Source organism: Stutzerimonas zhaodongensis, from assembly GCF_003696365.1.
In the GTDB taxonomy this organism is placed as follows: domain Bacteria; phylum Pseudomonadota; class Gammaproteobacteria; order Pseudomonadales; family Pseudomonadaceae; genus Stutzerimonas; species Stutzerimonas zhaodongensis.
In genome coordinates this window covers 144245-168008 of sequence record NZ_RFFM01000005.1, presented here as the reverse complement: position 1 = coordinate 168008, position 23764 = coordinate 144245, and the positions used below count along the sequence as shown (strand labels likewise).

Sequence of the window (23764 nt, the reverse complement as noted above, 5' to 3'; positions counted from 1 at the left end):
CCCATGATGAAAGGTGGCATGGCAGGCCTGATGAAGCAGGCGCAACAGATGCAGGAAAAAATGCAGAAAATGCAGGAAGAGTTGGCCAATGCTGAGGTGACCGGCCAGTCCGGTGCTGGGTTGGTTAGCGTCGTCATGAATGGCCGGCATGACGTGAAACGCGTCAGCCTTGACGACAGCCTGATGCAGGAAGACAAGGAAGTCCTTGAGGATCTGATCGCAGCTGCTGTGAATGATGCGGTGCGCAAGATCGAGCAGAACAGCAAGGAGAAGATGGCGGGCATGACGGATGGCATGCAGCTGCCGCCCGGTTTCAAGATGCCTTTCTGAACACGTCAGGGCGCCGTTCTGGCACCCGCTATGCGACGCCCAGCCGTTGGATATCGCATATCAATGTGCGCTGACGGCTTTGGGCAAGCACTCTTCCAAAGTCTTAGCTTCGTCCCGCACCGGTGAAATCATGTCGTTCAGTCCCCTAATCCGTCAGCTCATCGACGCGCTACGCATCCTTCCTGGGGTAGGGCAGAAGTCTGCGCAGCGCATGGCGCTGCAAATGCTCGAGCGTGACCGTAGTGGTGGCGTTCGTTTGGCTCAGGCACTTACGCGCGCCATGGAGCAAGTCGGTTACTGCAGGCAGTGTCGAACCCTCAGCGAGGATGACCTATGCCCTCAATGTGCCGATCCGCGGCGGGACGATTCGCTGCTGTGCATCGTCCAAAGCCCTGTGGATGTTTTTGCCGTGGAGCAGACAGGGTTTCGTGGCCGCTATTTCGTGCTAAAGGGCCATCTGTCCCCGCTCGATGGACTAGGCCCTGAAGCCATCGGCATCCCCGAACTGCTAGTGCGTGTAGCGGAAGGCAGTTTCAGCGAGGCCATTCTCGCCACCAACCCCACCGTGGAGGGTGAGGCCACCGCCCATTACATTGCCCAGCTGTTGATTCCGAAAGGACTGACACTCAGCCGTATCGCCCATGGCGTGCCGCTTGGCGGTGAGCTCGATCTCGTTGATGGAGGCACGTTGGCCCACGCGCTGGCAGGGCGAAAGACAATAACCCTCTAGCCAACTTTGCCTAACTACCTCTCGTGACTCTCGAACTTATAGCAACGAGTTCGTAGCTTATGGCGTCTAGGCAGTGCCGTAGCGATAATACTTCGTGTAAAGTTCTAAGCCATAAGACAGTTATAGCTTTATGGAATATGTTGCTTCCATTTCGTTATAAGTGCGGCGAGTCCTAAATCGAGGTCGACGATGAAAGCTAAACATTGGCTAGTTCCTGCTTTGGTACTGTTGAGCGCTTTCGCTCAAGCTCAGGAGAATTTCAAGGTTGGGTACATCCGAGTGATGGATGACGCTCAGGCGATGGTTGCTCACGAGGGTGGGTTCTACAAAAAGCATGGCCTGGATGTAGAGCTTGTTGAGTTCAGCTCTGGTACCGACCTGATCAAGGCCATCATCGGGGGGCAACTCGATACGGGCGTGCTTGGATTCACCAACGCTGTTGCATGGGCTTCGAAGGGAGCTGATCTCAAAGTCGTGGGTGGTGCCCAGCAGGGCTATCACTCAATCGTTGCGCGCGAAGGCACTGGCATTGAGAAAATCGAAGATCTTAAAGGCAAAATCCTCGCCTCACAGAAAGAGGGCAGTACTGCCGATGCAGTTCTTCGCGGCGTTACGCTGAAAGATGCTGGGCTGACGCCCAATGACTTGAACATCATGGGCACCAGTCCCGCGGTTGCGGTGCAATCGCTGGTTTCGGGCCGCACTGATGCAGCCTTTCTCTTCGAACCGTACGATCGGATTGCACAACTCGTAGCGCCGGTTAAACAGATCTATGAAATCGGTGAAGTCTGGCCATTCCCGTGCATGGTTGTGATCACCTCTGGTGAAACCTTGGGCAAGCGCAAAGACGCCGTCTGGAAGTCGCTTGATGCACAGCGTGAGGCGATCGAGCTGTTAGAAAATCAGCCAGCAGAAGCGGCGAAGCTTATCGCCAACTACTTCATCGCCGAGCCGACATTGAAGACTCTCAGCCGTGGGGATCTGGCTCGCGAAGTGGTCATCGAAGAGGCCATCGCCACTCAAACATTCAGTGCCAAGCTGGGTAGCGACGATCTGGCTCGCATTCAAGAGTTGGCAGACATTCTTCAGGAGCTTGGCTCACTGAAGACCAAAGACGGTAAGCCGTTCGATACCAGCGGCATCCTCGATTTGTCCTGGCAGCAGGCTCGCGAACTCTGAGGCGGCCGTCGGATCGCTCCATCAACTGCCCGGCCTAGTGCCGGGCAGTGTCATTCAGCCCACAGTCGGGCAGTTACTTGAGGTCTTCAAAGCGCTATGCAGCTCAGGTTTGAAGAAGTAGACAAACGCTTTGGGCAGCTCGAAGTCATCAAAGGCTTCAGCGGTGAATTCGCCCAGGGTGAGCTGGTTGCCCTGGTCGGGCCCTCCGGTTGTGGCAAATCAACGCTACTGCATCTGGTTGCCGGGCTCGAAGACCCGACTGCAGGCCGTGTGCTTGCAGACGGCGAAAAAATTCCCGGCCCGAGTCCTCGTCGCACGCTGGTTTTCCAGGAGCACGCCCTGTACCCCTGGCTTTCCTTGCAGGCCAACGTTGCCATGGCGCTGGAGCTTCAGGGTGTAGCCAAAAAGGAAGCGTTCGAGCAGGCAAAAGCCTGGCTTGCCCGAGTCAGCCTGGATGGGTTCGAGCATTACTATCCGCATCAGGTATCCGGTGGTATGCGCCAGCGTACCGCTCTGGCTCGAGCGTTCATCGCCAAGCCAGAAGTGTTGCTGCTGGACGAGCCGTTCGGTGCACTGGACGCGCTAACTCGCATGGCGCTCCAGGATGTTCTGCGAGAGCTGATCGACGAGCATCAACCCACGGTTCTGCTGGTCACTCACGACGTAGATGAAGCGCTGTACCTCGCCGACCACGTGTTGGTGTTCAGCGCTCGGCCTGCGAAGGTACTGAAAACTTTCAATTTCAAGCATTGTGAAAAAAGCCACGACCTTTCCGAGTTCGCTGCAGAGCGGCGCGAGATTCTCCGGTTATTGGGAATCAAGACGGAGGTAGGGCACTGATGAGCCAGGGACGTCGTTTAACCGGTCCGAAAAAATACCTGGCCGTTGTGTTGGCCATTCTGTTTATCCTTCTCATTTGGCAGATTGCGGCTTGGAGCCTTCCGGCATTTCTGATGCCCGGCATCCCCGTCGTGTTCGAGCGATTGTTTACCACGGTGCAAGAGCCGGTGTTTCGTGAAGGCCTGTATGGCAGCATGAGTCGCTTGGGCAGTGGTTACTGTTTTGCATTGCTGTTTGGCATTGGTTTCGGGTTGCTCGGGGGCGTGTTGTTCTTCTTCCGGGAGATCCTACGCTCGGCCATTGTGATCCTGCAGTCGATCCCATCCATCGCCTGGGTCCCTTTGTTCCTGATCGTGATGGGCTTCGGTAATCTGCCTATCATCGTGGTGGTCGCGCTTGCCGCGTTCTTCCCAATGGCCTTGTCGGTAATGAATGCCACCGAGAGCGTCCAGCCCGTCCATGTAGCAGCCGCTCGGGTCATGGGGGCATCGCGATGGCAGCTATTGCGTCGGGTCTATCTTCCGGCGGTGATGCCGGAGCTCATTACTGGCGCGCAGCTTGCGTTCGGTAATGCCTGGCGGGCGTTGATTTCCGCCGAGATGTTGATCGGATTTGGACAGGGTCTCGGGCGTTCGCTAGCTTACTCGGGCGAAATTGCCGATATGGCAGGGGTGATGATGAACATCCTCGTCATTGCCATTCTCGCCACGCTGATCGATCAGGTCGTTCTGGAAAAATTCAAGCAAAGGATGCTGCGTTACCAGTACGTCTGAGGGGATGCCGTGAAGAAATTCCTGCTGCGACTCATGATGCTGACCGTTCCGGTTTCCGCTGGCGCGTCCGAAAATCCGCTCACTGCAGTCCCGGAAGGTGATTACCGGCCGCTCAAGGCAGCGGAAGCCGAAGTGGTGACGGACGGTTTCGAGGCTGCATGGATCGCAGCGCTGGGTGATTTGATGGGGCGCGAAATCACACTTGGCAAGAAACCAGGTCAAGCAGATCTGCGGTTTGGTGCGGTTCACCCTCGGGCGATTTACTACTCCAGCCGCATTGCTGCACTGACGGCAGCATCATCAGGGCCGGCGCAATGGAAGGATCTTTCTAGCGAAACCTTTTGCGTAATGGCTGGCAGTCCTCATGCCGACTTCGTCGTATCGACTTACGGCGGCGTCGCACGGGAGTATCCAAGCGCAGCGCAAACGCTCATCGGACTGAAGTTGGATGAGTGCCAGGCCGTTGTGGCTGATGAAGTTCTACTGCAGCAGATCGCGTCTCTGCCCGAGTGGCGCCGTTACAACCGGCTGCTGCCTCCGGTGGCCAATCAGGCCTTGGGTCTGGGGGTCAAGGCAGGCGACCCGGCCGTGCAACGGCAGATTGAGCAGGTCGCCTCCAGCCCAGCAGGAAAGACGAAGTTAGCCAGCATTACGCAGCAATGGATAGATGAAGTTGCATTTCAGGCTTACGTGCTGGCTGACACGCTGGACTGTCATTAACTCAATGCATGCCGCCGTAGCGTCACTCAGCTTCGATTAGCTGTGGGAGTGCCTGCTTCAAGCCCTCGAGCTTGAAGGGTGCTCGGATGTGCCCGCGCAGAGTGCCGTCTGGCCCAAGGATGGCCAGGTTGCCACTGTGGCTTACGCTGTAATCTCCCCTTGGTTCCTCTGCTGGGACGAAGGGTAGGCCTAGCGCCTTCGAGAGCTTTTGCAGCTGCTCCATTTCACCGGTCAGTCCCTTGAATCCTGCTCGGTAGTAACTCAGGTAGGTTCGCAGGACGTCTGGCGTGTCGCGCTTCGGGTCTGCGCTGACCAGTATTAGCTGGAGCTGATTGCTGACGTCGGAAGGCAGCTGTGCCAAGAGCTGACGCATATCGCTAAGTGTCGTAGGGCAAACGTCCGGGCATGCGGTAAAACCAAAAAACAGCAGGTGCCAGCGATCCTTTAAGGTTTCCGTTCTCACTAGCTGCCCTTGTTCGTCCAGCAGGTGGAGATTCGGTAGCTCCCGCTCGCGTGGCAGCAACAGGATGTTCGCTTCATCGAGTAAAGCATGGCGGTCCAGCGCAAGGAGGCCTGAGCTGAATGCCAGGAGGCCGGCCGCCAATGTGCTGCGAATGACGGCTGTGAGCAGGGGCATGCTTAGCGCTCGTTAAGCTCGAAGGCGGTCAGGGTGAAGGTAGGGATGCCCATATCCTGAAGCTTGCGAGAGCCGCCCAGCTCGGGGAGATCGATGATCGCAGCGGCTTCGTGGATCTGTGCACCCATACGCCGCACCAACTGGGCCGCCGCAACGAGGGTACCGCCGGTGGCTATCAGGTCATCGAGCAACAGCACCGAATCACCCTCGCATAGGCTGTCGGCGTGCACCTCGAGGAAGGCTTCGCCGTACTCGGTGGAATAAGATGCGGCCAATACGTCGGCGGGAAGCTTGCCCTTCTTACGGAACAGAATCAGTGGCCGGTTCAGTTCGTAGGCAATGATTGACCCGATAATGAACCCACGGGCATCCAGAGCGCCAACATGGCTGAAATCGCTTTCCACATACCGCTGAATCAGGCTATCCGCGACCATGCGCAGCGCCTTGGGCGATTGCAGGAGCGGCGTAATGTCTCGGAACACCACGCCAGGCTTCGGGAAGTCAGGGACAGGCCGGACCAGTGTCTTGATCGAGAACTCATCGAAAATCATGTGGGCTCCGTTAGGCGTCCATGTTTCCACCCGCGAGGGCACATAAGCGGATGGAATCCAGAATGCGGACTTCTTTGCCTTCCGCTTCGAGCAAACCGCTGGCCTGGCAGCGGGTGAAAACTCGCGAAACCGTCTCGACCGCCAGACCGAGATAGTTGCCTATCTCATTGCGTGACATGGGCAGACGGAACTGGTTAGCGGAAAATCCGCGAGCACTGAATCGAGCGGATAGATTGATCAGAAAGGTCGCGATACGTTCGTCAGCGGTTTTTTTGGACAACAGCATCATCATTTGCTGATCGTCTCGAATTTCCCTGCTCATGATACGCATCAGCTGGCGCCGCAATTGAGGCAGCAGCACGCTCAGCTCATCGAGGCGGTCGAACGGAATCTCACAAACTGATGTGGTTTCTAGTGCCTGGGCCGACACCGGATAGGTTTCGGTATCCATGCCCGACAGCCCGACCAGTTCGCTAGGCAGGTGGAAGCCCGTGATCTGTTCTTCACCGGCATCGGTCACGCTGAACGTGCGCAACGCTCCAGAGCGAATGGCGAATACCGAATTGAATGCGTCGCCCTGACGGAAAAGCGTTTCACCTTTCTTAAGTGGACGCCCGCGTTTGACGATGTCGTCTAGCGCCTTCATGTCTTGCATGTTCAGGGAAAGCGGCAGACACAGGCCGGAAAGGCTGCAGTCCTTGCAATTGGCTTGCGGCTGCTTGCGCACCTTGATCGACTCGGACATTGGCAGATCCTGAGAAACCCTACGAAGTGTGCAAGGGTAACTCAGGCAGATGCTCAAGGCCAATTGGCGAAGCGGTCGCAGGGGCTTTGCAACGGTGCTTCAAATGGCTCGGGACAATTGCAGCGAGGGGCTAGGTGAAGGGTGTTCGAACTGCATACAGACCTTGTGTGCCAGCAACCGTCCGGCTGGCAGAATCGTAATCATGTCTTGCTTGAGCAGGATGAGCCCGTCGGTGTTCATCTGTTCCAGCGATGGCCAGATCTCCTCGAAATACGATTTGAACCTGATCCCGAAGACGTTTTCGATCTCCTCGAAACGAAGCTCGAAGTTGCAGATCAGTGACTTGATAACCCGATGCCGGATCTGATCGTCTCCATTGCAGCGCAGCCCTCGCACTGTAGCCAGCTGGCGCTGGTCCATCGATTGCTGGTACAGCGTGATATCGCTGTTGTTCTGGCAGTAGAGATCGCCAATCTGGCTAATCGCGGATACGCCCAGACCGATAAGATCACATTGGCCATGGGTCGTGTAGCCCAGAAAATTGCGCTCGAGCTTGCCATCCTCCTGCGCCATTGCGAGTTCATCATCCGGAAGCGCGAATAGGTCCATGCCAATATATCGATAGCCGGCGTATGTCAGCATTTCCACGCCGTGTTGCAGCATGGTCAGTTTGTCGGGCTGTGACGGAAGCTCCGTGGCGTTTATTCGCCTTTGCGCCATGTGGCGCTCCGGCAAATGTGCATAGCTGGACAGGGATACGCGGTCCGGCTGAAGAGCGATGATCGAGCCTAGCGTGCGCGCGAATCCCGTAGAAGTTTGCCGCGGAAGTCCATAGACGAGGTCGACTTGGATCGAGCGGAACTGCAACGTTCTGGCAGCTTCGATGACAGTCTGGGTCTGCTTCAGGGGCTGCACCCGGTTAATGGCACGCTGTACATCCGGATCGAGGTCCAGCGAGCCGATGCTGATACGATTGAAACCCAGCTCGCGCAACAAGCCCATGGTCGGCCAGTTTGCCTCCCGCGGATCGATGGCAATGCTAACGTCGGCATGATCATCGTCCTTGAAATTGAAATGCTGACGAAGACCGGCCACTAGCCTGCGCAGCTCGTCATGGCTGAGAAAGGTCGGCGTACCTCCACCAAAATGCAGCTGCTCGACGATCTGGCCAGGGTCAAGGTGGCAGGCAACCATCTCGATTTCCTTTTCCAGCCTCTCCAGATAGGGCAATGCTCGTCCGCGGTCATTGGTGATGACCTTGTTTCGGTGACAGTGGTAGCAGACGTCCATGCAGAATGGCAGGTGCACATACAGCGAAAGCGCACGGCGTTCCTGACGGCTGCTGCGAAGCGCATGCAAAAGATCGAATGAGCTCAGGTTGCCGTCGAACCGAAGGGGGGGCGGATAGCAGACATGGCGCGGCCCGTCCTGATCGTAACGATGAATCAGGTCGGCATCCCAGCGAATGGCGTCGAGCATCTTACGGTCTCGGTTTGACTGCGGTAGCAGGATTCTAGGTCTGACGCAGACGCGTAGACTTGACCTGTATCAAGCGAGTCCAGACCCTGGTGCAAGCACTGGGACCGGCGGTACAAGGGTAGGAGATTTATCTGTCGAATTATGGTCGGATTAACGAGTCAGGGTCTTTAACCGTATCGCTCAACAGCATAGGAGAAACTCATGCATAGCCGTCAGCAAGAGATCGCTGCTGCACTTAACGTATGTCCCCCATTCGATGGTCCGTCAGCCATCCAGGCGGAAATCGACCGTCGCGTCGCCTTTATACAGACGTGCCTGCGCGAATCTGGATTGAAGACCTTGGTACTGGGCATCAGTGGCGGCGTCGACTCGACCACCGCCGGCCTGCTTGCCCAGCGCGCTGTAGAAGGCATGCGAGCGAAGGGCGAAGGCGATGACTACCGATTCATTGCAGTCCGGCTGCCTTACCAGGTTCAGCATGATGAAGACGAAGCACAGCTCGCGGTGGACACGATAAAGCCGGACGAATGCCATACGGTGAACATTGGCGCTGCCGTTCAAGGGCTGGCGCAGGCAACCGAGGCGCTTGGTGACCTGACCCCGGAGAAACGTGACTTCGTGTTGGGCAACACCAAGGCTCGGATCCGCATGGTGGCGCAATACACCATCGCCAACGCACGTCAGGGCCTGGTTATTGGTACAGACCATGCGGCTGAAGCCGTGATGGGATTTTTCACCAAATTCGGAGATGGCGCTTGCGACCTCACGCCTCTGGCTGGACTGGTGAAATACCAGGTGCGTGAGCTGGCAGCTGCATTGGGCGCGCCCGAGCAGTTGGTCAAGAAGGTGCCGACTGCGGATCTGGAAGAGCTGTCACCCGGCAAGCCCGACGAGGAAGCTCATGGTGTGAGCTATCAGCACATCGATGAATTCCTGCAAGGCCGAGCGATTCCAGACGAAGCAGCGCGGATCATCGTCGATACCTATGACAAGTCAGCACACAAACGTCAGTTGCCGAAAGAGCCCTGAGCCGACTCCATGGAGCGGTGAGCAGCCGTGTTGCTCACTTTCGTCAAGCGCTGGTCAATGTTGAAGGTGTGAGGACTGCTGTTGATGTGCACTGCTGCCATGGCCCATGACCCATTGCTGATGCGGGCCGGGCAGGGTCCATACACCGAACAGGATTACCGCTATACCTCCGGTCAGGCGCACGCCGCGTTTGCGAAGCATTGCGGTGATGCGTTCTGCGGCGAGGCCGGTTGCCACGAGCACGGGCCAGGTGCCGACACCAAACGCCAGCATTAGCAGCGCGCTTTCTAGCGCGTCGCCCTGACTCGCCGCCCAGAGTAGGGTGCTATAGACCAGACCGCATGGTAACCAGCCCCAGAGCGCACCCAGTAAGAGTGCCCGAGGCACGCTTTTGACTGGCATCAATCGGCTGGCGAAGGGTTGAATATGTCGCCATAAGCCTCGGCCCAAGGCCTCCACTCGCGTAAGCCCGCTCCACCATCCGGCAAGATAAAGTCCCATACTGATCAGCAGCAAAGCGGCTACGACACGTAACGCCATTGCTGCCGGGCTGTTGGCCACGGCCCAGCCGGCAAGGCCTATGAGTAATCCTGCAGTGGCGTAACTAAACACCCGTCCTATGTTGTAAGCGACCAGCAGACGCAGGCGCCTGCCACGCTGCTCCGGTGGGATGGCCATGGTCAGCGCGCCCATCAACCCTCCGCACATACCCAGACAATGCCCACCGCCGAGCAGGCCGAGCACCCAGGCTGACGCCAGCAACGGCAGAAGATCAGTCACTGCCGTCTTTCCTGCCGTCGCTACCTTCCTCGGCCTGTTTTATACCCGCGCGGTGCTTTGGGTCTTCCTCGTCGAACAGGATGCTATGAGCGGGGCCGTCAAGATCATCGTACTGGCCGCTGTCGACGGCCCAGAAGAAAACCCAGATGGCCAATGCAACGAGAACCACGGCAACCGGGATCAAAATGTAAAGTGCGGCCATAAGGGCCTCCAGAAGGTCACGGCAATTCGGCGTTGGCCGTCGAGTGACTTATCCTACGTCAGGCAGGGTGGATTGTCGGGTGGTAGCAGTTGGCAGGCGCGTCAACCGCAAGGCGTTCAGCACGACCAGCAAGGAACTGGCTGACATCCCTAGCGCCGCCCACATTGGGGTCACCCAACCGATCGCAGCGAATGGCAGGATCAAGCCATTGTATAGGCTCGCCCAGGCGAGATTCTCGATGATGATATGTCGGCTTCGACGCGCTATGGAGAATGCTTGGACCAAGCTGTCGAGACGATTGCTGAGCAACACCGCGTCGGCACTGGTTTTCGCCAGATCGGTGGCCGATCCCATAGCCACGCTAATATCCGCCGCGGCGAGCACCGGTGCATCGTTGACGCCATCACCTACCATCAGCACGCGGCGACCTTCGGATTGGAGCCTCTGAAGATAGACCAGCTTGTCTGTAGGCGTCATCCCTGCGTGGGCGTCCTCAATGCCGAGTCGACGAGCAATCTCGCCGACCATTGGCGAGCTGTCACCGGACAGCAGTACGGTGTGCCAGCCTTTATCTCTGCAAGCCTGAAGCAGGGCTGGTGCGTCGTCGCGCATCCGGTCGTCGAGCACCAGCCATGCCAGTGGTCCCTGAGCGTCGCCCAACAGCAGCCACTGCCCATCTTTGCCCGGGATCTCCGGTGCGACGCCTGAGTAACCAGCCGCAACGAAGTCGGGCTGGCCAATTCGAAGAACGCGTCCAGCAACTGATCCCTGCAGGCCAAGCCCAGGAATGCTGTCCACCGCATCGGCAGCTTGGGGCGCACGACCGAATGCACGAGCAATCGGGTGCTCAGAGCGGTTCTCCAGTGCGGCAGCCAATTCCAGGCAGGCATTTGCGTCCAGGTCGGCCAGGGGCTTGATCTCGCCCAGGGTCAGGCGTCCTTCGGTCAATGTGCCTGTCTTGTCGAAGATCACCGTATCAATGTGATTAAGGCCCTCCAGGACGTGGCCACGAGTGAGCAGCAGCCCGAGCTTGTGGAGTGTCCCGGTGGCCGTCGTCAGCGCCGTCGGTGTTGCCAGCGACAAAGCGCAAGGGCAGGTGGCAACGAGCAGCGCTAGTACGATCCAAAAGGCACGTTGCGGATCGATCTGCCACCAGATGAACCCAACCACTGCAGCGGTAAACAGCACGATGAGCAAGAACCACTGAGCAACGCGGTCGGCCAGTTCGGCCAGCCGTGGCTTGTCGGATTGCGCGCGTTCCAGCAGGCCCACAATGGCGGACAGGCGCGTGTTGTCGCCCAGCGCGTGAACCTCGATGGTCAGCGCACCTTCGACATTGAGTGTGCCGGCAGTAACGGCGTCACCCATGCCTCGCGGCTGCGGCAGGTATTCACCGGTAAGAACGGATTCGTCGACACTCGATTGTCCGCTCAGAATGCGGCCGTCGGCTGGAATCAGCGCGCCAGGCTGGATAAGCACGTGGTCACCGAGTTGCAGTTCGCTGAGAAGGATGCGTGCCGTCTGACCCTCATCATCAAGCTTGAGGCAGGACGCGGGTAATAAATTGACCAGCTGTGCAGTCGCTGCAGCCGTGCGTTCCCGTGCGCGGCGCTCAAGAAAACGTCCGGCCAGTAGAAACAGCGCAAACATGCCGACCGCGTCGAAGTAGAGTTCGCCTTGGCCGGTGATCGTCGACCAGACCCCGGCAAGGTAGGCGCCCCCAATCGCCAGTGATACTGACACGTCCATGGTGAGATGGCGGGTCCGCAGATCCCTAACAGCGCCTTTGAAGAAGTCCGTGCAGCAGTAGAAGACGATGGGCGTGGTCAGCAGCAGGGCAGTCCAGCGCAGGATACTTGCCATGCCTGGCGACAGGTCGATATTGAATTCCGGCCAGGTTGCCATGGTGGCCATCATCACTTGCATCCACAGCAGGCCGGTGACGCCAAGTTGACGCATGCTGCGGCGATTGGCCAGTGCGAGTCGCTCCGCAGCCTGGTCCGCTTGGTAGGGGTGTCCCGCATAGCCGATTCGGCGAAGCTCAGCAAGCAATTCGCTGAGTGGAAGGGTGGCGTCGTTCCAGCTGACCCGCAGTCTGTGGTTGGAGAGATTGAGGCTTGCCTCGTTGACTCCCTCCAGCCCACGCAGATGTTTTTCGATCAGCCAGCCACACGCTGCGCAGCTGATTCCCTCGATCATCAGAGCGGTGCTGGCAAACTCGCCTTCGTGTTGCACGAACGGCTGTTGCACATCTTTCCGGTCATAAAGCGCCAGCTCTTCAGTTAGCGCTTGCGGAAGAACCCCGGGGTTGATCGAGGTGTCGCTGCGGTGCAGGTAGTAGCTTTCAAGACCGCCCTGGACGATCGCTTCGGCTACAGCCTGGCAACCCGGGCAGCACATTGGCCGCTGTTCGTTCAGCACGCATGCCCGGTAGGTGCTGCCGGCCGGTACTGGAAGCCCACAGTGATAGCAGGGGACGGGGTTCGCCATCGACGCGTCAGTAACTCAGGTCTATTGGCTGGCCGCTGACGATCTCCTCTTCCTCGAACAGTCGCCAGTCCTGCTCACCCTCGCGCCCGATAAGCTCGACAAAACGTCTGCCGGTCACCGAATCCTGCATCTGCCCTTGATAAACCCCGTCACCCTGGGGCTGTAGAACGATGCGGCGATCTCGCTCGGGCTGCGTTGGGGACAGCAAGCTGAGCACCAATTGCTGAGGACGGCTGGATCCACTGAGTTGCACTTCAGCGATCCCGCGCTCGTCATTGAGGTTCAGCGTGGCCTGCACTTCCATGCTCTCAGCGAGCTTCTCGCGTTCGAGCGACTGATTGATACCTTTGCCGGCGTCGTAATAGTTATCCGATACCAAGGTGTCGGCGTTACGAATTGCGATGGTCAGCAGCGAAGTCCCAAGGACCACTGAAAACGCCAGGATAGCGATAACGAACCAAGCCCAGAATTGTGTGTACCAGCGGGTGTTCTCTTGCTCGGAGTTGCTCATGTACTACCTGTTTATCGAATAGATGGACCGATGAAGCGGCTCTCTGCCTCATCGTTGATCGAATCGTCATCCACGGACCTGATGTGGAAGACAATATCGTTAGTGCTGGAAGGGAGTTGCTCAGGTTTCACCGAAAGCTCAACCGGAACGGTGATCAGTTCACCTGCTTCGGCTTTGATCTCGTTCCGTCCCTCATACTGCAAGCCATCGAGGCCTGTCGCTTCGATGACGAAGGTTTGCTCGCTCTGACCCTTGTTCATTACCTTCAGCGTGTAGACGTTCTCGATCCTGCCTTGCTCGTTTTCCCGATAGAGGACGCGGTCCTTGAGAACGTCGAGCTTGACCAGAGAGCGGTCGCTGACGGCATAGGCGAAGACTCCCATCATCGCTACTAGCGCAACTGCATAGCCGATGAGCCGTGGGCGGACAAGACGGGTCTTCTGGCCGGACAGGTTGTGTTCGGTCGTGTAGCTGATCAGTCCGCGGGGGTAGTTCATCTTGTCCATGATCGTGTCGCAGGCATCGATGCAGGCTGCGCAGCCGATGCACTCGACCTGCAGGCCGTCGCGGATGTCGATACCGGTCGGGCAGACCTGAACGCACATGGTGCAGTCGATGCAGTCACCAAGGCCCATGGCTTTGTAATCCGCCTCTTTCTTCCTTGGCCCGCGCCGCTCACCGCGACGTGGATCGTAGGAAACGATAAGCGTGTCCTTGTCGAACATAACGCTCTGGAATCGAGCGTAAGGGCACATGTAGATGCATACCTGCTCGCGCAGATACCCGGCATTGCCATACGTGGCAAGCGTAAAGAAGCCCACCCAGAACAGCGCCCAGCCGCCAACCTGAAAGGTGAGCAAATCCGGGACGAGCTCGCGAATCGGAGTGAAATATCCAACGAAGGTGATGCCGATGGCGAGGGATACGCCTAGCCAAATCGAATGCTTGGCCAACTTGCGGAAGAACTTGTTGGCACTCATCGGTGCCTTGTCGAGCTTCATACGTTGGTTGCGATCGCCTTCCGTGACCTTCTCGGCCCACATGAAGACCCAGGTAAATACGCTCTGCGGGCAGGTATAACCACACCAGACCCGACCAGCGAACACCGTAATGAAGAACAATCCGAACGCGCAGATGATCAGCAACGCTGAAAGCAGGATGAAGTCCTGGGGCCAGAAGGTGGCGCCGAAGATATAGAACTTGCGCTCTGGCAAGTCCCAGAAGACCGCCTGGCGGCCGTTCCAGTTGAGCCACACGGTACCGAAGTACAGGGCGAAGAGAACGGCACCGCCAACGAGACGCAGATTGCGAAACAGGCCGGAGAAGGAGCGGGTATAGATCTTTTCACGCGCGGCGTAGAGGTCGGATGTCGCATTGACCTTTGCCGGTGGCGTTACATCATGAACGGGGATCTGCTTAGACATCGAATGCGTACCACGGCGGAGGGTGAGTGTCCCGGTCGATACATGCCGACCGGGATCTTTAGCTGACCTGCTGCGAATGGTACGCCTTGATAACCGGAGTCAGGTGCGACTGTAGGTCGCGCCTGAGCTGATGGGATCAGTTCTCCGACTTCTGCGAGAGGCTGTACACATAGGCTGCCAGCAGGTGCACCTTGTCGTTGCCAAGTATTTCTTCCTGGGCCGGCATGCGGCCGTTACGCCCGTAGCGCAGCGTCTGCTGGATCTGCGCGAAACTCGAGCCGTAAAGCCAGACGTTGTCGGTCAGATTAGGCGCGCCCATGGCCTGGGTGCCTTTTCCTTCAGGTCCGTGGCAGGCTACACAGTTGGCCGCGAACAGCTTTTGACCCTGCTCAAGGTCCACGTTGATGCCTTCAGGAATGTCACGACCGGCGAGGGTGCGGACATAACCGGCAACGTTGCGGATGCCTTCTTCGCCGATCACATCGCGCCACGCGGGCATTGCAGCCTGACGTCCGCCCATGATGGTGGTCTTGATGGTCTCGGGTTCACCGCCCCACAGCCAGTCGTCATCGGTCAGGTTAGGGAAGCCGTAAGCGCCCTTGGCATCCGAACCGTGGCAGACAGAGCAGTTGGAGGCGAACAGGCGACCACCCATTTTCAGGGCTTGCGGATCCTGAGCGACCTCTTCAACAGGCATCGCGGCGAACTTGGCGTAGAGCGGGCCGTATTGCTCGTTGGCCTTGTCTACTTCACGCTGCCACTCTTTGACCTGTGTCCAGCCGTCCTCGTAGCCGGGCAGCACACCCTTCCAGTTACCAAGACCGGGGTAAAGCGCCAGATAGCCGAGGGCGAAGATTACGGTGGCGATGAACAGCAGAAACCACCAGCGAGGCAGGGGGTTGTCGTACTCCTCGATGCCGTCATAGGAGTGGCCGACTGTCTCTTCGGTGCTGTCGCTGCGCTGCCCCTTGCGTGTTGCCAGTAACAGCCAGACCAGGGCTGCAATAGTCCCCAGGCTCAGCAGGGTGATGTACCAACTCCAAAACGTGGTCATTTATTTCTTACTCCTGGACGCTTCTTCATCACGCTTGTTGGCGTCGGGCTCGTCTGCGAAGGGCAGGTTGGCGGCCTCGTCGAAGCTTTGCTTGCGTTTGCTGCTGTAAGCCCAGAGCACGATGGCAATGAATGCGACAAATACCAGAATGGTGCCCAGACCGCGAAGAGTCCCGATTTCCATCATGCGTTACCGTTTGTTGGTGAGTGCTGTGCCAAGTACTTGCAGGTAGGCGACGAGGGCATCCATCTCGGTTTTGCCCTTGACGGCGTCCTTTGCACCGGAGATGTCTTCTTCGGTGTAAGGCACGCCTACGCTGCGCAAGGCTTGCATCTTCTTGGAGGTATCCTTGCCGTCGAGGTTGTGCTCGACCAGCCAGGGGTAAGAAGGCATCTTCGATTCCGGTACCACGTTACGCGGGTTGTAAAGGTGCGCACGGTGCCAATCGTCCGAGTAGCGACCGCCTACGCGGGCCAGGTCCGGGCCGGTACGCTTGGAACCCCACAGGAACGGATGGTCATACACGCTTTCACCCGCAACCGAGTAGTGGCCGTAGCGCTCGGTTTCGGCGCGAAAGGGGCGAATCATCTGCGAGTGGCAACCGACGCAACCTTCACGGATGTAGATGTCGCGGCCTTCCAACTGTAGTGCGGTATAAGGCTGCATACCTTCAACCGGCTCGTTGACGACATCCTGGAAGAACAGCGGGACGATCTGCGTCAGACCGCCGATGCTTACCGCCAGGATCATGAACAGGGTCAGCAGACCGATGTTCTTTTCGAGTATTTCGTGATTCTTCATCTATCCGTTTCCTCAGGCGATCTGTGCAGCGGCGTCGAATTCGGACGCCTTGGCCACACGTACAGTGCGCCAGGTGTTGTATGCCATCAGCAACATGCCAGCGAGGAAGAACGCACCGCCGATCATCCGCACCACGAAGCCGGGGTGGCTGGCTTCCAGCGCTTCGACGAAGGAGTAGGTGAGGGTGCCGTCTTCGTTGATTGCACGCCACATCAGGCCCTGAGTGATGCCGTTGACCCACATGGAGGCGATGTAGAGCACGGTGCCGATGGTCGCCAGCCAGAAGTGTGCGTTGATCAGGCCGATGCTGTGCATCTGCTCGCGAGCAAAGACTTTCGGGATCAGGTGGTACATCGAGCCGATGGTGATCATGGCTACCCAGCCAAGAGCGCCAGCGTGAACGTGGCCGATGGTCCAGTCGGTGTAGTGGGACAGTGCGTTGACGGTCTTGATGGCCATCATCGGACCTTCGAAGGTCGACATGCCGTAGAACGCCAGCGAAACCACCAGGAAGCGAAGGATCGGGTCGGTGCGCAGCTTATGCCAGGCGCCTGACAGCGTCATCATGCCGTTGATCATGCCGCCCCAGCTTGGTGCCAGCAGGATGATCGACATCACCATGCCCAGGCTCTGCGCCCAATCCGGCAATGCGGTGTAGTGCAGGTGGTGCGGGCCAGCCCAGATGTACAGGGTGATCAGCGCCCAGAAGTGCACGATCGACAGGCGATAGGAATAAACCGGACGCCCAGCCTGCTTAGGTACGAAGTAATACATCATGCCCAGGAAGCCGGTGGTCAGGAAGAAGCCCACGGCGTTGTGGCCATACCACCACTGAACCATCGCGTCCGTCGCACCCGAATAGATCGAGTAGGACTTGAACCAGGTGACAGGCACCTCAAGGTTGTTGACGATGTGCAGCATCGCCGTCACCAGAATGAAGGCACCGAAGAACCAGTTACCCACATAGATGTGCCTGGCCTTGCGCTTCAGAATGGTGCCAAAGAACACCACTGCATAGCTGACCCAGACAACGGCGATCAGAATATCGATCGGCCATTCCAGTTCGGCATATTCCTTGGAGCTGGTGAAGCCCTGCGGAAGCGTGATAACGGCCAGAACGATGACCGCCTGCCAGCCCCAGAACACGAACGATGCGAGGCCGTCCGAGAACAGGCGGGCCTGCGAGGTCCGCTGGACCACGTAGAACGACGTAGCCATCAAAGCGCATCCGCCGAAGGCGAAGATCACCGCATTGGTGTGCAGTGGGCGCAAGCGACCAAAACTGGTCCATGGCAGGTCGAGGTTGAGGGCAGGCCATACCAGCTGCGCGGCGATAAACACGCCAAGGCCCATTCCGATAATTCCCCACACCACCGTCATGATGGCGAATTGGCGAACCACCTTATAGTTATATGCAGTCTCACTTATTGCTGTGCTCATGCAAGGCTTCCACGCTAATGGCATTTCAAGGGGGCAAAAACGGCGGCAAGTATGGAGAAAGGAGGGGGGCAATGCAATCAAGGCCCAGGCCATCTCACGCCGTTCGGACCCTGATTCCAAGCGTTTTCCATGCTATTTACAGGGTCGTTTTGCACATCATGCCGATGTGTTGAGTCGAGGGCTTCGCCTTGTAATTCTGCGTGACTACGGCGAGTACAAAGAATATTAAAGCAGCGTAATGGTGGGGCAAATGGAGCAGGGGGCGGACGGTCTGCGACAGAGCGTCGCACAGGGTAGAAAATTGACCGAAAACAGGGCGGCGGAGCGCGCCGCCCTATAGAGGGTTACTGCTTGGCCAGGCGTTCAGGCTGTTGCGACAGGCTATAGACGTAAGCGGCCAGCAGATGGACCTTGTCATTACCCAGGTATTGCTCCTGAGCAGGCATCTGTCCGTTGCGACCATGACGTATGGTCTGCTGCAGTTGGGGCAGTGTGGAGCCGTAAATCCAGCCAGCGGAACTGGTCAGCTTTGGTGCACCCATTGCGGCCATGCCTTCACCGTTTGCACCATGACAAACCGAGCACGTCTGCGCATAGACTTGGCCTCCGGCAGCGGTATCGGCGACGGTGCCTTCTGGCAGCGTCAGACCTGCCAGCTCGCTACGTACATAAGCCGCAACGTTCTTCACGCCTTCTTCACCGATCACCTGGCCCCATGCAGGCATCGAGGCGACGCGGCCATGGAGAATGGATGCCTTGATCGTTTCGGCATCGCCACCCCAGCGCCATTCACTGTCCGCGAGGTTCGGGAAGCCGTTTGCACCTTTGGCGTCCGAACCGTGGCACACCGAGCAGTAGTTGGCGAAGAGACGGCCACCAATTTTCAGTGCGCGGTCGTCCTGTGCGACCTCGGCAACACTCATGGCTGAGTATTTGGCGAAGATGGGGCCGAATTTTTCGTCAGCCTGGTCGACCTCACGTTGCCATTGTTTGTCCTGAGTCCAACCGTCCTCGTAGCCAGGCATCATGCCTTTCCAGTTACCCAGGCCGGGGTACAGGACCAGATAGACAATGCCGAATACCAGCGTGCCGATGAACAGCATGAACCACCACTTGGGCAGTGGGTTGTCGTATTCCTCGATTCCGTCGAAGGAATGCCCCATGGTCTTGTCGGTCGTGCCTGGCGATTCGCCCTTGCGGGTTGCGAAGATCAGCCAGAACAGAGCGACAATGGTGCCCAGCGTCAGCAGGGCGATGTATCCACTCCAGAAAGCGTTCATCTGTTACTCCTGGACAGCCCGAACGCTCGAGCTATCCGCGATGTTGGGTCCCTGACGGCTGCTCTTGCAGCACGTCGTTCGCGATAGCGTGCCGCCTCAGCGCTTGTTCTGAAGCGCGGTGCCGAGTACCTGCAGGTAGGCCACCAGAGCGTCCATTTCGGTCTTGCCTTTTACGGCGTCGCCAGCGGCGGCGATGTCATCCTCGGTGTAGGGCACACCAACACTGCGCAAGGCTTTCATCTTCGCGGCGGTGTCCTTGCCGTTGAGGGTGTCTTCCACCAGCCACGGGTAGGACGGCATCTTCGATTCCGGCACGACATTGCGCGGGTTGTAGAGATGCGCACGGTGCCAGTCATCTGAGTAGCGGCCGCCGACCCGGGCCAGGTCCGGGCCGGTACGCTTGGATCCCCACAGGAACGGATGGTCGTACACGCTTTCACCCGCAACCGAGTAGTGGCCGTAGCGCTCGGTTTCGGCACGGAAGGGGCGAATCATCTGCGAATGGCAACCCACGCAACCTTCGCGGATATAGATGTCGCGACCTTCCAGTTCGAGCGCGGTGTAGGGCTTCATGCCTTCAACCGGCTCGTTCACAACGTCCTGAAAGAACAGCGGGACGATCTGGGTCAGGCCACCGATGCTTACCGCCAGGATCATGAACAGGGTCAGCAGACCGACGTTCTTTTCGAGTATTTCGTGCTTCTTCATCTGTCTGCTCCTCAGGCGATCTGCGCGGCGGCTTCGTACTCGGCCGGCTTGGCCGCCTGTACGGTGCGCCAGGTGTTGTATGCCATCAGCAACATGCCGGCGAAGAAGATCGCACCACCAATCATCCGCACCACGAAGCCGGGGTGGCTGGCTTCCAGCGCTTCTACGAAGGAGTAGGTGAGGGTGCCGTCTTCATTAATGGCACGCCACATCAGGCCCTGAGCGATTCCGTTCACCCACATGGAGGCGATGTAGAGCACGGTGCCGATGGTCGCCAACCAGAAGTGCGCGTTGATCAGGCCGATGCTGTGCATCTGGGCACGGCCGAATACTTTCGGGATCAGGTGGTACAGCGCACCGATCGACACCATGGCAACCCAGCCGAGGGCGCCGGCGTGCACATGGCCGATGGTCCAGTCGGTGTAGTGGGACAGTGCGTTGACGGTCTTGATGGCCATCATCGGACCTTCGAAGGTCGACATGCCGTAGAACGCCAGGGAAACCACCAGGAACCGCAGGATCGGGTCGCTACGCAACTTATGCCAGGCGCCCGATAGCGTCATCATGCCGTTGATCATTCCGCCCCAGCTCGGAGCCAGCAGAATCAGGGACATCACCATGCCCAGACTCTGCGCCCAATCCGGCAATGCGGTGTAGTGCAGGTGGTGCGGGCCAGCCCAGATGTAAACGGTGATCAGCGCCCAGAAGTGCACGATCGACAGGCGATAGGAATACACCGGACGTTCAGCCTGCTTCGGCACGAAGTAGTACATGATCCCGAGGAAACCGGCGGTGAGGAAGAAGCCCACGGCGTTGTGCCCGTACCACCACTGAACCATCGCATCCGTTGCGCCGGCATACAGCGAGTAGGACTTCATAGCGGTGACCGGCACTTCCAGGTTGTTGACGATGTGAAGAATCGCCACGGTCAGAATGAATGCACCGAAGAACCAGTTACCAACATAGATGTGCTTGACCTTGCGTGTCGCGAGCGTGCCGAAGAACACGACTGCGTACGCGACCCAGACGATGGTGATCAGAATGTCGATAGGCCATTCCAGCTCGGCATACTCCTTGGAGCTGGTGTAACCCAGTGGCAGACTGATCGCTGCCAGCAGGATCACCAGTTGCCAGCCCCAGAAGGTGAACGCTGCAAGCTTGGGTGCGAACAGCGTGGTCTGGCAGGTCCGCTGGACGGAGTAGTAGGAGGTCGCGAAGAGGGCACAGCCACCGAAAGCAAAAATCACTGCGTTGGTGTGCAAGGGTCGCAAGCGGCCGAAGCTGGTCCAGGGCAGGTCGAAGTTGAGGAACGGCCAGGCCAATTGCGCTGCGATGAAAACGCCGAGCCCCATCCCGACGATTCCCCACACCACCGTCATGATGGCGAATTGGCGGACCACCTTGTAGTCATAGGCGGTACTGGTTGCTGTGTTCATGTATGGGCTTCCATCCACGGTAATGAGCATGTTTGTTGTTGCACTGAGCAGACATTTCTTTCAGTAGAAAGCGGGGCAAGGATGGGCAATGGGCAAATGGCCGGTATTGACGCCGGTCAATACTCGCAGGGCAGTCAGATTCCGCTCGTCAGCGCTGATCACCCGCGCGGCGAAGTGCGGGCAAGTCTGATTCTTGCGCATGGTGCAGGGGCGCCGATGGACAGCCCGTTCATGCAGCAGATGACCGAGCGGCTTGTGGCCCGTGGTGTCGCGGTCTGGAGGTTCGAGTTCGCATATATGGCCGAGCGGCGCAGCACCGGACGTAAACGGCCGCCGAATCGGCAACCGCAATTGCTCGAACAATGGCGTGCTGTGTATCAGCTGGTGCGACAGCAAACCGCAGGGCCTCTAGCGGTCGGTGGCAAGTCGATGGGTGGCCGGATGGCTAGCCTGCTCGCTGATGAGTTGGCCGTCGATGCGCTGGTGTGCCTGGGTTATCCCTTCCATGCGGCAGGTAAACCTGAAAAGCCACGTGTTGCGCATCTGGCGCATATGCAGACTCCGACGCTCATCGTCCAAGGAGAACGTGATGCGCTGGGAGACCGGGATCGGGTGGCGAGCTATTCGCTTTCAACTGCAATTGAACTGCATTGGCTGGAGGCCGCGGATCACGACCTGAAGCCGCTGAAACGTTCAGGGTTCACCCACGAGCAGCATCTGGATGCAACGGCCGATGCGGTTGCGAACTTCCTGGCCAACCTTTGAGCCTGTTCGAATCGGCACGCCCGATACAGCTAGCTGCAACGGGCGTTGGTCTATTCGAAGTGACCGTAATAGACGGGCTGCGCTTCAGCGATTGAAGCGTTCCACCAGGCTGTACTGGGATTGCGCCGTTGCCGCCAGATCTTCCGAAAGCAGCGCCGAGCTTTGCGCATCTCCTGAAGTCTGATCAGCAAGACGAGCGATGTTACCGACGTTATGACTGATTTCGTCCGCTACCGAGCTTTGCTGCTCGGTGGCGGAGGCGATCTGTGCGGTCATGTCGATGATCCGCGCCACCGCTTCGCTGATGCCAGCGAGTGCCTTGTCAGCATCGATAACCCGCTCCACGCCTTGATTGGCCTGATTGCGACCCTGTTCGGTCGTCTCGACCGCCTGACGCGCCTGTTGCTGCAGTTTTTCGATCAACTGATGGATCTGTCCGGTAGCCGCTGCCGTGCGTTGGGCTAGCTGGCGGACCTCGTCGGCCACTACCGCAAACCCACGACCGCTTTCTCCAGCGCGTGCAGCTTCGATCGCGGCGTTGAGTGCGAGCAGGTTCGTCTGGTCGGCAATGCTCTTGATCACGTCGACCACGGTACCGATTTCGTTGCTGTTCTGCGCCAGCGCCGACACAGCATCACCGGTTTCGGTAACGGCGTGCGCCAGCCGCTCGATCGCCTTGCGGGTATCCGAGCCGATCTTCTGACCGTGCGCCGTAAGCTGATTGGCTTGTTCGGTGGCGTCTGCCGCCAGCGCCACATTACTCGCGACCTCCTGCGTGGTAGCCGCCATCTGGGTGATCGCCGCGGCGACCTGTTCGGTTTCATGGTGCTGGCGAGACAAGCCGTCGGAACAGCTGTGTGCCAGCTCGTCCGCCCGCTTGGCTTGTTGTTGGAGCTGAATGGCGCTGTCCTGCAGGCGCGTCAGACAGGTCTTCAGTCGGGCATGTTCGCTGAGCATTGCCATCTCCAGCTGGGCTTCGACACCCTGGCTGTCGGTGTACATCTGCGCAATAAGCGGATCACTGGTCGATTGCCGGGCCAGGCGCAGCAAACGATTCATGCCCCGCATCTGCCAGTGGCGGCCGGCCAGGCCTAAAGGGACAGAGAGCATGGCAGCGAGAACGAAGCCCCAGCCATGATTGAACCAGGCACCGATCATGAAGCCGATCTGGCTGATGATAATGAAGGGCAGCCAGTTGACCGCCACAGGCAGCCACTTGTCACGCCTTGGTACGCCGCTTTTGCCTGCGTTAAGGCGTGCGTATAGCGCTTCTGCGCGTTGCACCTGCTCGCGAGTCGGCTTGGTGCGGACCGACTCATAGCCGATGACCTTGCGCTGGGTATCCAGCACCGGCGTGACGTAGGCATTGACCCAGTAGTGGTCGCCGTTGATACGGCGGTTCTTGACGATGCCCATCCAAGGCTTGCCGTCCTTCAGCGTTGCCCACATATGGCCGAATACTGCAGCCGGAACGTCGGGGTGGCGAATCAGGTTATGTGGCGCGCCGATGAGATCGTTGCGGTCGTATCCGCTGACCTCGGCAAAGATATCGTTGCAGTAGGTGATCTTGCCGGTCAGGTCGGTGGTCGAGATCAGGCGCTGCTGATCAGGGAATGCATACTCGCGCTGAGTGACGGGTTGATTGTTTCGCATTGGGTACGCCTGGCAGTTCGAGGTGGCCCGGGCCACATTCATTTATCCGGTCGAGCCGTTAGGGCGGCATTTAGAGGAATGATGGCAAAATGGCGTCAAATCTGTGACCGTTGTGCTAAGCCAATTAACGGCCGTTCCACTTGAGACTTAAGCGCAAACACGACGACCGGCCAATAAAAAGCCCGTTGCAGACAGGCTGCAACGGGC

The 23764-nt window shown here is 58.4% G+C and carries 25 protein-coding genes; 8 read left to right on the top strand and 17 right to left on the bottom strand.

Annotated features, from left to right (window positions below):
• The first annotated feature begins 3 nt into the window (after positions 1–3).
• From EA797_RS17855 to EA797_RS17830, 6 genes are all read left to right on the top strand, one after another.
• The gene (locus tag EA797_RS17855) at positions 4–330 is read left to right on the top strand and encodes a YbaB/EbfC family nucleoid-associated protein (protein ID WP_122167659.1); all 327 of its coding nucleotides are present in this window, start codon (positions 4–6) and stop codon (positions 328–330) included.
• A 130-nt stretch (positions 331–460) separates the two neighbouring features.
• Positions 461–1060: a recombination mediator RecR gene (recR, locus tag EA797_RS17850; RefSeq protein WP_122167658.1), complete on the top strand. Its 600-nt coding sequence runs from the start codon at positions 461–463 to the stop codon at positions 1058–1060.
• Positions 1061–1249: 189 nt separating this feature from the next.
• On the top strand, positions 1250–2239 hold the full coding sequence (locus EA797_RS17845; RefSeq protein ID WP_122167656.1) for an ABC transporter substrate-binding protein: 990 nt from the start codon (positions 1250–1252) through the stop codon (positions 2237–2239).
• A 96-nt stretch (positions 2240–2335) separates the two neighbouring features.
• Positions 2336–3079 carry an ABC transporter ATP-binding protein gene (locus tag EA797_RS17840; RefSeq protein WP_122167654.1) on the top strand — a complete coding sequence of 248 codons (744 nt, stop codon included), beginning with the start codon at positions 2336–2338 and terminating at the stop codon, positions 3077–3079.
• A complete protein-coding gene (locus EA797_RS17835) occupies positions 3079–3852 on the top strand; it encodes an ABC transporter permease (protein ID WP_122167652.1) in 774 nt (257 codons plus the stop codon). Before EA797_RS17840 ends, EA797_RS17835 begins: the two co-directional genes overlap by 1 nt.
• A 9-nt stretch (positions 3853–3861) precedes the next feature.
• Complete coding sequence (locus EA797_RS17830; protein WP_122167650.1) at positions 3862–4572, top strand: type 2 periplasmic-binding domain-containing protein; 711 nt, start codon at positions 3862–3864, stop codon at positions 4570–4572.
• 22 nt (positions 4573–4594) lie between these two features.
• Here the strand turns inward: EA797_RS17830 and EA797_RS17825 are convergent, their stop codons facing one another.
• From EA797_RS17825 to hemN, 4 genes are all read right to left on the bottom strand, one after another.
• A complete protein-coding gene (locus tag EA797_RS17825) occupies positions 4595–5209 on the bottom strand; it encodes an SCO family protein (RefSeq protein ID WP_122167648.1) in 615 nt (204 codons plus the stop codon).
• A gap of 2 nt (positions 5210–5211) precedes the next feature.
• Positions 5212–5760, bottom strand: coding sequence for an adenine phosphoribosyltransferase (locus EA797_RS17820; protein ID WP_122167646.1), 549 nt, complete (start codon positions 5758–5760; stop codon positions 5212–5214).
• Between the two features lie 10 nt (positions 5761–5770).
• Complete coding sequence (gene fnr / locus EA797_RS17815) at positions 5771–6505, bottom strand: fumarate/nitrate reduction transcriptional regulator Fnr (protein WP_122167644.1); 735 nt, start codon at positions 6503–6505, stop codon at positions 5771–5773.
• A 99-nt stretch (positions 6506–6604) separates the two neighbouring features.
• On the bottom strand, positions 6605–7984 hold the full coding sequence (hemN, locus tag EA797_RS17810; RefSeq protein ID WP_122167642.1) for an oxygen-independent coproporphyrinogen III oxidase: 1380 nt from the start codon (positions 7982–7984) through the stop codon (positions 6605–6607).
• A 201-nt stretch (positions 7985–8185) separates the two neighbouring features.
• Between hemN and nadE the strand changes: the two genes are divergently transcribed.
• Positions 8186–9013 carry an ammonia-dependent NAD(+) synthetase gene (nadE, locus tag EA797_RS17805; protein ID WP_122167640.1) on the top strand — a complete coding sequence of 276 codons (828 nt, stop codon included), beginning with the start codon at positions 8186–8188 and terminating at the stop codon, positions 9011–9013.
• Positions 9014–9067: 54 nt separating this feature from the next.
• On the opposite strand, the gene EA797_RS17800 is transcribed toward nadE, so the two are convergent.
• The 12 genes from EA797_RS17800 to ccoN (EA797_RS17745) form a co-directional block, all read right to left on the bottom strand.
• The gene (locus EA797_RS17800) at positions 9068–9793 is read right to left on the bottom strand and encodes a sulfite exporter TauE/SafE family protein (protein WP_122167638.1); all 726 of its coding nucleotides are present in this window, start codon (positions 9791–9793) and stop codon (positions 9068–9070) included.
• A complete protein-coding gene (gene ccoS / locus EA797_RS17795; RefSeq protein ID WP_122167636.1) occupies positions 9786–9995 on the bottom strand; it encodes a cbb3-type cytochrome oxidase assembly protein CcoS in 210 nt (69 codons plus the stop codon). Before ccoS ends, EA797_RS17800 begins: the two co-directional genes overlap by 8 nt.
• A 48-nt stretch (positions 9996–10043) precedes the next feature.
• Complete coding sequence (locus tag EA797_RS17790) at positions 10044–12485, bottom strand: heavy metal translocating P-type ATPase (protein WP_122167634.1); 2442 nt, start codon at positions 12483–12485, stop codon at positions 10044–10046.
• Positions 12486–12492: 7 nt separating this feature from the next.
• Complete coding sequence (locus EA797_RS17785; protein ID WP_122167632.1) at positions 12493–12996, bottom strand: FixH family protein; 504 nt, start codon at positions 12994–12996, stop codon at positions 12493–12495.
• Between the two features lie 11 nt (positions 12997–13007).
• On the bottom strand, positions 13008–14420 hold the full coding sequence (gene ccoG, locus EA797_RS17780; protein ID WP_122167630.1) for a cytochrome c oxidase accessory protein CcoG: 1413 nt from the start codon (positions 14418–14420) through the stop codon (positions 13008–13010).
• 136 nt (positions 14421–14556) lie between these two features.
• Complete coding sequence (gene ccoP, locus EA797_RS17775) at positions 14557–15474, bottom strand: cytochrome-c oxidase, cbb3-type subunit III (protein WP_122167628.1); 918 nt, start codon at positions 15472–15474, stop codon at positions 14557–14559.
• Complete coding sequence (locus tag EA797_RS17770) at positions 15475–15657, bottom strand: cbb3-type cytochrome oxidase subunit 3 (RefSeq protein WP_122167626.1); 183 nt, start codon at positions 15655–15657, stop codon at positions 15475–15477. It lies immediately after the preceding gene.
• 6 nt (positions 15658–15663) lie between these two features.
• The gene (gene ccoO / locus EA797_RS17765; protein ID WP_122167624.1) at positions 15664–16275 is read right to left on the bottom strand and encodes a cytochrome-c oxidase, cbb3-type subunit II; all 612 of its coding nucleotides are present in this window, start codon (positions 16273–16275) and stop codon (positions 15664–15666) included.
• A 12-nt stretch (positions 16276–16287) separates the two neighbouring features.
• Positions 16288–17715 carry a cytochrome-c oxidase, cbb3-type subunit I gene (gene ccoN, locus EA797_RS17760; RefSeq protein ID WP_122167622.1) on the bottom strand — a complete coding sequence of 476 codons (1428 nt, stop codon included), beginning with the start codon at positions 17713–17715 and terminating at the stop codon, positions 16288–16290.
• A 344-nt stretch (positions 17716–18059) separates the two neighbouring features.
• On the bottom strand, positions 18060–18995 hold the full coding sequence (gene ccoP, locus EA797_RS17755) for a cytochrome-c oxidase, cbb3-type subunit III (RefSeq protein WP_122167620.1): 936 nt from the start codon (positions 18993–18995) through the stop codon (positions 18060–18062).
• Between the two features lie 96 nt (positions 18996–19091).
• Complete coding sequence (ccoO, locus tag EA797_RS17750) at positions 19092–19703, bottom strand: cytochrome-c oxidase, cbb3-type subunit II (RefSeq protein ID WP_122167619.1); 612 nt, start codon at positions 19701–19703, stop codon at positions 19092–19094.
• Between the two features lie 11 nt (positions 19704–19714).
• Positions 19715–21139 (bottom strand): cytochrome-c oxidase, cbb3-type subunit I, encoded by a 1425-nt coding sequence (gene ccoN, locus EA797_RS17745; protein ID WP_122167617.1) that lies wholly within the window; start codon positions 21137–21139, stop codon positions 19715–19717.
• Positions 21140–21220: 81 nt separating this feature from the next.
• On the opposite strand from ccoN (EA797_RS17745), the gene EA797_RS17740 reads away from it, so the two are divergent.
• Positions 21221–21904 carry an alpha/beta family hydrolase gene (locus tag EA797_RS17740; RefSeq protein WP_122167615.1) on the top strand — a complete coding sequence of 228 codons (684 nt, stop codon included), beginning with the start codon at positions 21221–21223 and terminating at the stop codon, positions 21902–21904.
• 84 nt (positions 21905–21988) lie between these two features.
• Here the strand turns inward: EA797_RS17740 and EA797_RS17735 are convergent, their stop codons facing one another.
• Entirely contained in the window at positions 21989–23557 is a 1569-nt protein-coding gene (locus EA797_RS17735; protein ID WP_122167613.1) for a methyl-accepting chemotaxis protein, read from the bottom strand.
• Positions 23558–23764 lie beyond the last annotated feature (207 nt).

Coding starts and splice junctions, on each gene's coding strand:
- ccoN (WP_122167622.1), bottom strand. CDS start 17,715: ATGAGCACAGCAATAAGTGAGACTGCATATAACTATAAGGTGGTTCGC.
- recR (WP_122167658.1), top strand. CDS start 461: ATGTCGTTCAGTCCCCTAATCCGTCAGCTCATCGACGCGCTACGCATC.
- ccoN (WP_122167617.1), bottom strand. CDS start 21,139: ATGAACACAGCAACCAGTACCGCCTATGACTACAAGGTGGTCCGCCAA.
- ccoP (WP_122167628.1), bottom strand. CDS start 15,474: ATGACCACGTTTTGGAGTTGGTACATCACCCTGCTGAGCCTGGGGACT.
- EA797_RS17740 (WP_122167615.1), top strand. CDS start 21,221: ATGGGCAATGGGCAAATGGCCGGTATTGACGCCGGTCAATACTCGCAG.
- ccoO (WP_122167624.1), bottom strand. CDS start 16,275: ATGAAGAATCACGAAATACTCGAAAAGAACATCGGTCTGCTGACCCTG.
- nadE (WP_122167640.1), top strand. CDS start 8,186: ATGCATAGCCGTCAGCAAGAGATCGCTGCTGCACTTAACGTATGTCCC.
- EA797_RS17825 (WP_122167648.1), bottom strand. CDS start 5,209: ATGCCCCTGCTCACAGCCGTCATTCGCAGCACATTGGCGGCCGGCCTC.
- ccoP (WP_122167620.1), bottom strand. CDS start 18,995: ATGAACGCTTTCTGGAGTGGATACATCGCCCTGCTGACGCTGGGCACC.
- ccoO (WP_122167619.1), bottom strand. CDS start 19,703: ATGAAGAAGCACGAAATACTCGAAAAGAACGTCGGTCTGCTGACCCTG.
- hemN (WP_122167642.1), bottom strand. CDS start 7,984: ATGCTCGACGCCATTCGCTGGGATGCCGACCTGATTCATCGTTACGAT.
- EA797_RS17785 (WP_122167632.1), bottom strand. CDS start 12,996: ATGAGCAACTCCGAGCAAGAGAACACCCGCTGGTACACACAATTCTGG.
- ccoS (WP_122167636.1), bottom strand. CDS start 9,995: ATGGCCGCACTTTACATTTTGATCCCGGTTGCCGTGGTTCTCGTTGCA.
- EA797_RS17770 (WP_122167626.1), bottom strand. CDS start 15,657: ATGGAAATCGGGACTCTTCGCGGTCTGGGCACCATTCTGGTATTTGTC.
- fnr (WP_122167644.1), bottom strand. CDS start 6,505: ATGTCCGAGTCGATCAAGGTGCGCAAGCAGCCGCAAGCCAATTGCAAG.
- EA797_RS17835 (WP_122167652.1), top strand. CDS start 3,079: ATGAGCCAGGGACGTCGTTTAACCGGTCCGAAAAAATACCTGGCCGTT.
- EA797_RS17845 (WP_122167656.1), top strand. CDS start 1,250: ATGAAAGCTAAACATTGGCTAGTTCCTGCTTTGGTACTGTTGAGCGCT.
- ccoG (WP_122167630.1), bottom strand. CDS start 14,420: ATGTCTAAGCAGATCCCCGTTCATGATGTAACGCCACCGGCAAAGGTC.
- EA797_RS17790 (WP_122167634.1), bottom strand. CDS start 12,485: ATGGCGAACCCCGTCCCCTGCTATCACTGTGGGCTTCCAGTACCGGCC.
- EA797_RS17855 (WP_122167659.1), top strand. CDS start 4: ATGATGAAAGGTGGCATGGCAGGCCTGATGAAGCAGGCGCAACAGATG.
- EA797_RS17820 (WP_122167646.1), bottom strand. CDS start 5,760: ATGATTTTCGATGAGTTCTCGATCAAGACACTGGTCCGGCCTGTCCCT.
- EA797_RS17735 (WP_122167613.1), bottom strand. CDS start 23,557: ATGCGAAACAATCAACCCGTCACTCAGCGCGAGTATGCATTCCCTGAT.
- EA797_RS17840 (WP_122167654.1), top strand. CDS start 2,336: ATGCAGCTCAGGTTTGAAGAAGTAGACAAACGCTTTGGGCAGCTCGAA.